Consider the following 7250-nt stretch of genomic DNA (forward strand, 5'->3'; position numbering starts at 1 on the left):
GAGCCGGTCAGCTGCGCGACACAGACTTCAAGCCCGTTTTTTTCGGCCTTTCATCGGAGCGTCAATGATCCGAGCGTCCCTGTTTACCCTGATGTGCGTCATGGCCGTGCCCAGCCACGCGTCGCCGCGCCCCGCAGGCCCGCCCGTGGTAATCAAAAAAAGTCAGGTGCGCGACCTGCCGGCGATTCGCAGCGGCAAAGTCCTGCGGGTGCTGGTCAACCAGAGCCGCAACAGCTCCGCCGAAGTACAGGGCGAGCCGGTGGGCGTCGAGTGCCGTCGCCTGGAGGCGTTCGAAACCTACCTCAACAGCCACGCCCGCGACGGCCAGAAAATCTCCCTCAAACTGATTCCCAAAGCCAAGGATCAACTGCTGGCCGCGCTGCAGCGGGGCGAAGGCGACATGGTTGCGCCGGGCGAACTGCTGGATGCCAGCGCCGCCCGCTACGTTGACGCCTCTGAACCGGTGGTCGCCCAGGTGCCGCTGGTGGTGGTGGGCGTCAAGGGTGAGCGCGGCCTCCGGCATCCCGAACAGCTCTCCGGCCGCACACTGATGCTCACCAGCGGCAGCGCCGCCGATGAAGCCATCCTGCAGCTCAACCAGAAACTGGCCCTGCGCAAGTTGCCGCCGGTGAAGATCGAATGGGTTGATCCGAGTCTGGCCGTTGAGGACGTGCTGGAAATGGTCCAGGCCGGGGTTTATCACCTGACCGTGGTCGAGCAACCCATCGCCGAGCGCTGGGCCAAAGTGATGCCGAAGCTGCGCATCGACCGCGCTGCTGTCTTGAGCGATCCGGGGGACATGAACTGGTTCGTGCGCAAGGACGCCGTGGTGTTGCGCGGCGCCGTCGACCGTTTTCTGCAAACCTACGAACCGCCGCGCAACCAGGATGCCGTCTTCCAGGCCGCCTACAAGGACCGCTACCAGATCCACAATCCGCTGGCCCGCGAAGACCGTCAACGCCTGGAAAAACTGCGCCCCACGCTGCAGCTGCATGCCGACAAACAGAAGATGGACTGGCTGGATCTCGCCGCCGTCGCGTTCAAGGAGTCGGCGCTGAATCCGGTCGCCAAGGGCGGCAGCGGCGCCACGGGTCTGCTGCAAATCACGCCGTCGGCCGCCCAGCGCGTCGGCGTCGACAACATTCACGACCTCGACGGTAACGTGCAGGCGGCGAGCAAATACATGGCGCTGTTGCGGCGCAAGTTTTTCGCCAGCCCGAAAATCAACGAGCGCGAGCGCATGGCCTTCACCCTGGCGGCTTATAACCTCGGGCCGGAGCGCGTGCAGGCCATGCGCGCGGAAGCCAAGCGCCAGGGGCTCAACCCGAACCAGTGGTTTTTTCAGGTCGAGCGCGTGGCCATGGAGCAGGGCGGGAAGAATGTCGTGAGCTACGTCAACAGCGTCAACAAGTATTACCTGGCCTTTGACCAGGCCCGCAGTTCACTGGAGCGACCGGAGATCCGCTGACTCGGGATTTGTGACGTATCTAAAAAAACGATATTTATGACGCGCATTTTGCGATTTTCATATTTATAGAACCGATTAAGATGGCGCCATTCTCAACTCAAACGGAATTAACCGCCATGAATAATCAACTCAAATCGATCTTCAACACCCACGCCGGTTTCGGCATCACCGGCCTGCGGATTCTCATCGGCATCATCCTCATGGCCCACGGCAGCCAGAAGCTGTTCGGCCTGTTCGGCGGCTATGGCCTGGAAGGCACCGGCCAGTACATGGCGAGCCTGGGCCTGAACCCCGGCTACCTGATGGCGTTGATGTCCGGCAGCGCGGAATTCTTCGGCGGCCTGGCGCTGTTCCTTGGCCTGCTGGCACGACCTGCAGCCCTGGTGGTGATCGTGATGCTGGTGGTGGCGATCCTCTCGGTGCATATCCACAACGGCTTGTTCATGGCCAACAACGGTTATGAGTTCGGCCTGGCGCTGATCGCCGGCGCGGTGGCGGTGCTGTTCGAGGGCGCCGGTCGCCTGTCCCTGGACCGATTGATCGCACGCCGCTGATTTATCCGGTCAAAAAATCCCGGCCTCTCTGGACGCCGGGATTTTTTTGCGTTCGGTTCAACCAAGAACCGACAGGAGCCGCCGATTGACAATGCCCACGCCGCTTCTCTAGGATGCCGTTCATGCGCCGATTTAAACAGCTACTTGCGGGGCGCCGGGTGACGGTCATACGTCATCGAAATTCCGCTAAAGCGCTGGTTCGGTGTTGCCTCTCACCGCTGCCCAGCGGATCAATGAGGCAGAGAAAACGACACTATGAGCCGTCATTCCCACCCGCGTCCCCTCGTTCGTCTGGCTCCCATCGCCAGCCAGTTCAATCGCCGTAACCCGCAAATCCTTCTGGGCGGCGCCCACCAGCCGACGCTGCTGCGTTACCTCGACGGCTGGCCGCGTCGCCAGGGCGGCCCGCACGCCTTTCTTATTCAGTTCATCGAAACCAACGACGCCCTTGAGCGCTTCAGCAACGACCAGTTTGATCTGGCGGTGATTCAGGCGCCCACGGCCGAGCGCGCGGAGGCGGTGATTCACCAGTTGATCCGCGTCGCCCGACAGGGGCTGATCACCCGTTGCTGATCACCCGTTACCGGCGGTTCGCCGCCTGGGTTGCAGCGGCAGATCGGGATGGCGCAGGTGGAAACGCCCGCGCACAGCGTTCGCGTGACGGCACTGAGCGACCAGTGCACTGCGCAGGGTCCAGTCGGTGTTGATGATGTAGAAGTTCTGGATGAAGCTGTTCTCATCCGTTGACGCAAACCATTGATCGATCTTCAGGCTCAAGTCACTGGGTGCGTGCAGCGGCAACGAATACTTGGCGCACTGGATGGCGGTCAGGCTGAACTCGGGTTTGTTTTCCACCGCGACTTCGTTGACGAACGCCTTCAGGGTGTTGGTGTTGAACAGGTTTTCTCCCGGCCAGCGCTGCTTGACCCCCTGCCACATCAGCGGGTCACCCGAGCTGTGGTTGTAAGCGAGCACGACATTCTTGCCCGGATAATCCCGCCAGATGTCTTCCAGGGTCAGCCTGTTCATGTGCCGGGGCACGGCTCTCGGGCCAAGGCTTTTCGTCAGCAGGCTCTGAAATTCCCGGTGCGTGAGTTCGGTGAAATCCTTGAACCGGTGAAAGTCCAGGATGACCATCTCCCGGGCGGGCGAGCCGCTCTGCTCAAGCGCCTGATAGAACGTGTCGACGCACGCCAGAATGTCCCCGGCGACGGTGCGACCCGACGAGGTCAGGTGGAACAGCTGGAATCGCCGCGGGTCACCCTGTTCATACTTTGAATAAAACGCCACGCGCAAATCCAGCGCGCGCACGCCTTGGCGCAACTGCTCCAGGGGCGCGACGTCCTGGGCCTTCTCTTGGGGGATACCGACGTTGGGGGAGAGCTTGTCGCTGCCGGCGTTGTGGGCGCCGGGGAGGATGAGTTGGTCGATGCGCAACGTTGCGAGTTCGGGGACCTGCGCCATCCAGTCGAGATGGGGCGGGCGGGATGTAGCGGATGAGTTGAGGGGCATAGTGTCATTCCTTGACGTGTCATGAAGCTCCTGGAACGGAGCGGCCTGAGCGATGAGTCGCTCAAAAATCCTTTTCTGAAGTCTGGCCATCGTCTCTCAGCCGTCAACCCTGCAAGCGCCTCGCGACTGTTGCGCGATGTGAGGAAGAGGAATCTATCGGCACGCCGCTCATTTGACTTTCAACACCACGCGACCGCGTACCGGGTGCTCGTCGAGGTGGTGGTGGGCCTTGCCGAACTGCTCGAACGGCCAGGTGCGGTGAATGTCCGGCTTGAGCAGGCCCTTGGCGGTCAGCTCGTTGATCGCGTCCAGTGCGCGTTGCAGCGCAGGGCCATTTTGCTCGATGCCCAGCTCCGGCTTGCCGGTGAAGTTTTCCAGGCAATGCACGTGGAAGCGCATGTTCTTGCGAAACGCCTGCTGCGCCGGAAAGGGCGTTTTGTTGCCACCGCGCAGGCCGTACAGCACCAGACTGCCCCGCGGCGCCAACACGTCACCGAGCATCGACATCTGCATGCCGCCCAGGCCGTCGAACACCGCTTCGATGCCATGGCCGTGGGTCAGGGACTCGATGCGCAGGCAAATGTCGTCCTCGTCGGTGACGATCACCCGATCGGCGCCGTTCGCCAGCAGGTATTCACGGTCTTGCCCGTGGGGCGTCGCCGCGATGACCCGAAGGCCCAATGCCTTGCCCAATTGCACGAAGGCAATCCCGGGGCTGTACGTCGCGTCGGTGACGAGCACGGTCTGGCCGGGCTGCACGTTGGCCAGCTCGACGAAGGCAAACCAGGCCAGCAGCATCGGCGTGTAGTGAACGCTGGCTTCCACCGGCGTCAGTGCGTCCGGGTAACGGGTCAGGGCATTGCGCGGCACCATTACGTGGTCGCCACACACCGGGTACTGGTTGGCGCTCATGGCTTTGAAGCTTGCCACTTTGTCGCCGACCTTCAAGTCAGTCACGCCAGCGCCCACGGCTTCGACGACGCCGGCCATTTCGCTGCCCAGCCCCGCCGGCAACTGCACGGGCGCCAGTGACAGGTTCTGCCGCCACAACACGTCGTCCCAGCTGATGCCGATGGCCTCGGCACGAACCAGCACTTCCTGTACACCGGGGGACCGGTCAGGCTGCTCCTCGCAACTGAGCACATCGGCTTTGCCGAAGCGATGAAATTTGATGGCGCGTGACATTGTCGACCTCGATGCCTGTCGTTGAGTGTTGCAACGACTGTATCGACGGGGGCCACGGGGCACTATTTCTGTCGGTTGATACCCGTCATGCCCGCTATCAATTCGCGTTGACGATTTCGCTGACGTGAGCGCTTATTTGCCCCAGGCGCGCAGAGCGTGTTCGACGAACTGCCGCACCTTGGGCAGGCGATAGCGGTCCTGGGGGTACATCAGCCACAGCGTGCGGCTGGGCGGCTGGTAATCCTGCAGCAGTGGCACGAGCTTTCCGCTGGCGATGTCCTCGCTGATGAGCACGTCGGGCAGCATCGACACGCCCATGCCGGCGATAACGGCCTGGCGCAGTGCCGGCGTGCTGTTGACGATCATCGAGCCTGACACTGGCACTTCCATCACACCGTCGGGCCCGGTCAGGCGCCATAACTTGTCGGCGGCGCGCCAGTCATCGCCTGCCGGGTAGGCGAATGCCAGGCAGTTGTGATCACGCAGGTCATCGGCGGTCTTTGGCGTGCCTCGGCGTGTCAGGTACGTGGGCGCCGCGCAGATGGTCAGGGTGTAGTCCTGCAGCGGCCGGGCGATCAACGCCGATGATTCCGGGGTGCCGAGGCGGATGGCGGCGTCGAAGCCGTGCTCGATCAGGTCCATCGTCTGATTGCTGAGCACCACCTCGACCTTGATCTCCGGGTAGCGCTGGACGAAATCACTGAGCAGCGGCGACAGGCGTTCGGCGCCGAAGGCTGGCGGGGCGGTGACGCGCAACGTGCCGCTCGGCTCGGTCTGGGCCTGCTCGGCCATGCGCTCGGAGTCGTTCACCAACCCGAGCACTTCGACGCAACGCCGGTAGTATTCCAGGCCAAACTCGGTCAGGTTCTGCCGCCGTGTGGTGCGCTGCAACAGGCTTACACCCAGGCGGTGCTCCAGGGCTTTCAGGTGATTGCCGACCATGGTCGTCGACATTTCGCACTGGCGCGCGGCCGCGGTCATGCTGCCACCTTCCACCACTTTGACGAAAACCGTCATCGCCAGAAACACGTCCATTATCAAGCCCTGCTTTAAAGTCACTGAAGGATGCTCGTCTTTATACATCAGAACGGGATAACGATACTGGCATCACTTACCCGTGATGGAGCCACTGACATGACCGCCGCCTGCCTGATGAACACCTACAAACCGATGCCCTTGAGCTTCATTCGTGGGGAAGGCGCGCGGCTGTGGGATGACAGCGGCCGCCAGTACCTGGATGCCGTCGCGGGTGTCGCCGTGACCAACGTTGGTCACAGCCATCCCAAGATTGTCGCGGCGATCAGCGAACAGGCCGGTCTGCTCTTGCACACGTCCAACCATTACCGCATCGACTGGCAGCAGAAGCTGGCGCAGCGTCTGACCCGGTTGTCGGGCCTGGAGCAGGTGTTTTTCAACAATTCCGGCGCCGAGGCCAACGAAACCGCGCTCAAACTGGCGCGTTTGTATGGCTGGGCCAAGGGCATCGAGCATCCGCTGGTGCTGGTGATGGACAACGCTTTTCACGGCCGCACGCTGGGCACGTTGTCGGCCAGCGACAACGGCGCCGCGCGGCTGGGTTATCAGCCGATGTCGGGGGAGTTCGTGAAGGTGGCGTTTGGTGACATCGTCGCGGTAAAGCGGGCGGCCTCGGCGTATGGCGAACGCATTGTCGCGGTGCTGGTCGAGCCGATTCAGGGCGAGGGTGGTGTGGCGTTGCCGCCGCCGGGCTATCTGAAGGCACTGCGCGATCATTGCACGCAGAATGGCTGGCTGATGATGCTCGACGAGATCCAGACCGGGATTGGCCGGACGGGGCGCTGGTTTGCCTTTGAGCATGAGGGGATCGTGCCGGATGTGATGACGCTGGCGAAGGCATTGGGCAACGGGATTCCCATTGGTGCGTGTCTGGCGACGGCGGCGGTGGCGCGGTTGTTCACGCCAGGCAGTCATGGCAGTACCTTTGGCGGTAATCCATTGGCGTGTCGGGTGGGTTGTACGGTGCTGGATATCGTTGAGGGGGAGGGGCTTTTGCACAATGCGGCGGTGCAGGGGGAGCGGTTGCTGGCGGGGCTGCGCGCCGGGCTGGCGGGTCATCCGGATGTGGCGCAGGTGCGGGGGATGGGGTTGATGGTCGGGATTGAGTTGAATCGGCCGATTCGGGATGTGTGTCTGGTGGCGGCGCAGGAGTATGGGGTGTTGATCAATGTGACGCGGGGGCAGACGATTCGGCTGTTGCCGCCGTTGGTGATTGATGGGGATGAGGTGGACCGGATTGTGGCAGGTGTTGTGGGCGCGCTTCGCGGGTCAGATTTTTAAGGGCAAGATCAAGATCAAAGGCGTCTGCCTGGGGGCAGGCTGTTTCGCCTTCGGCGAGTTACTTTTAAAAAGCACTAAAAGTAACCAAAAGTGCCTGCTCTCGGTTGGGCCCTTCCTTCGTCAGGGTTCCTTCACTCCGGTCCCGCTCCGTGGGCCCGCCGCCATCCGCCATCCATGGCGGGGGGCGGCTCTCGCGGCATCCATGCCGCTCGGCC

The 7250-nt window shown here is 62.5% G+C and carries 7 protein-coding genes; 4 read left to right on the forward strand and 3 right to left on the reverse strand.

The window, feature by feature from the left end:
- The first annotated feature begins 64 nt into the window (after positions 1–64).
- The 3 genes from ACQKEN_RS20950 (at position 65) to ACQKEN_RS20960 (ending at position 2595) form a co-directional block, all read left to right on the forward strand.
- A complete protein-coding gene (locus ACQKEN_RS20950) occupies positions 65–1468 on the forward strand; it encodes a transglycosylase SLT domain-containing protein (RefSeq protein WP_427688419.1) in 1404 nt (467 codons plus the stop codon).
- A gap of 116 nt (positions 1469–1584) precedes the next feature.
- Entirely contained in the window at positions 1585–2022 is a 438-nt protein-coding gene (locus ACQKEN_RS20955; protein WP_427688421.1) for a DoxX family protein, read from the forward strand.
- A gap of 255 nt (positions 2023–2277) precedes the next feature.
- Positions 2278–2595 carry a hypothetical protein gene (locus tag ACQKEN_RS20960; RefSeq protein WP_074884864.1) on the forward strand — a complete coding sequence of 106 codons (318 nt, stop codon included), beginning with the start codon at positions 2278–2280 and terminating at the stop codon, positions 2593–2595.
- Here ACQKEN_RS20960 and ACQKEN_RS20965 read toward each other — a convergent pair whose 3' ends face one another.
- The 3 genes from ACQKEN_RS20965 to ACQKEN_RS20975 form a co-directional block, all read right to left on the reverse strand.
- On the reverse strand, positions 2596–3534 hold the full coding sequence (locus tag ACQKEN_RS20965; RefSeq protein ID WP_427688423.1) for a hypothetical protein: 939 nt from the start codon (positions 3532–3534) through the stop codon (positions 2596–2598).
- 168 nt (positions 3535–3702) lie between these two features.
- Positions 3703–4719, reverse strand: a complete 1017-nt coding sequence (locus ACQKEN_RS20970) for a zinc-dependent alcohol dehydrogenase family protein (protein ID WP_427688425.1) — start codon at positions 4717–4719, stop codon at positions 3703–3705.
- 132 nt (positions 4720–4851) lie between these two features.
- Entirely contained in the window at positions 4852–5754 is a 903-nt protein-coding gene (locus tag ACQKEN_RS20975; protein WP_427688431.1) for a LysR family transcriptional regulator, read from the reverse strand.
- A 99-nt stretch (positions 5755–5853) separates the two neighbouring features.
- Here ACQKEN_RS20975 and ACQKEN_RS20980 point away from each other — a divergent pair, with 99 nt between their 5' ends.
- A complete protein-coding gene (locus ACQKEN_RS20980; RefSeq protein WP_427688427.1) occupies positions 5854–7035 on the forward strand; it encodes an aspartate aminotransferase family protein in 1182 nt (393 codons plus the stop codon).
- Positions 7036–7250: the final 215 nt, after the last annotated feature.

The organism is Pseudomonas sp. NPDC078416 (assembly GCF_050268485.1).
Taxonomy (GTDB): domain Bacteria; phylum Pseudomonadota; class Gammaproteobacteria; order Pseudomonadales; family Pseudomonadaceae; genus Aquipseudomonas.

Excerpts from the sequence above, each read along its gene's own strand:
- ACQKEN_RS20980 (WP_427688427.1), top strand. The coding sequence starts at position 5,854 with ATGACCGCCGCCTGCCTGATGAACACCTACAAACCGATGCCCTTGAGC.
- ACQKEN_RS20950 (WP_427688419.1), top strand. The coding sequence starts at position 65 with ATGATCCGAGCGTCCCTGTTTACCCTGATGTGCGTCATGGCCGTGCCC.
- ACQKEN_RS20970 (WP_427688425.1), bottom strand. The coding sequence starts at position 4,719 with ATGTCACGCGCCATCAAATTTCATCGCTTCGGCAAAGCCGATGTGCTC.
- ACQKEN_RS20975 (WP_427688431.1), bottom strand. The coding sequence starts at position 5,754 with ATGGACGTGTTTCTGGCGATGACGGTTTTCGTCAAAGTGGTGGAAGGT.
- ACQKEN_RS20960 (WP_074884864.1), top strand. The coding sequence starts at position 2,278 with ATGAGCCGTCATTCCCACCCGCGTCCCCTCGTTCGTCTGGCTCCCATC.
- ACQKEN_RS20965 (WP_427688423.1), bottom strand. The coding sequence starts at position 3,534 with ATGCCCCTCAACTCATCCGCTACATCCCGCCCGCCCCATCTCGACTGG.
- ACQKEN_RS20955 (WP_427688421.1), top strand. The coding sequence starts at position 1,585 with ATGAATAATCAACTCAAATCGATCTTCAACACCCACGCCGGTTTCGGC.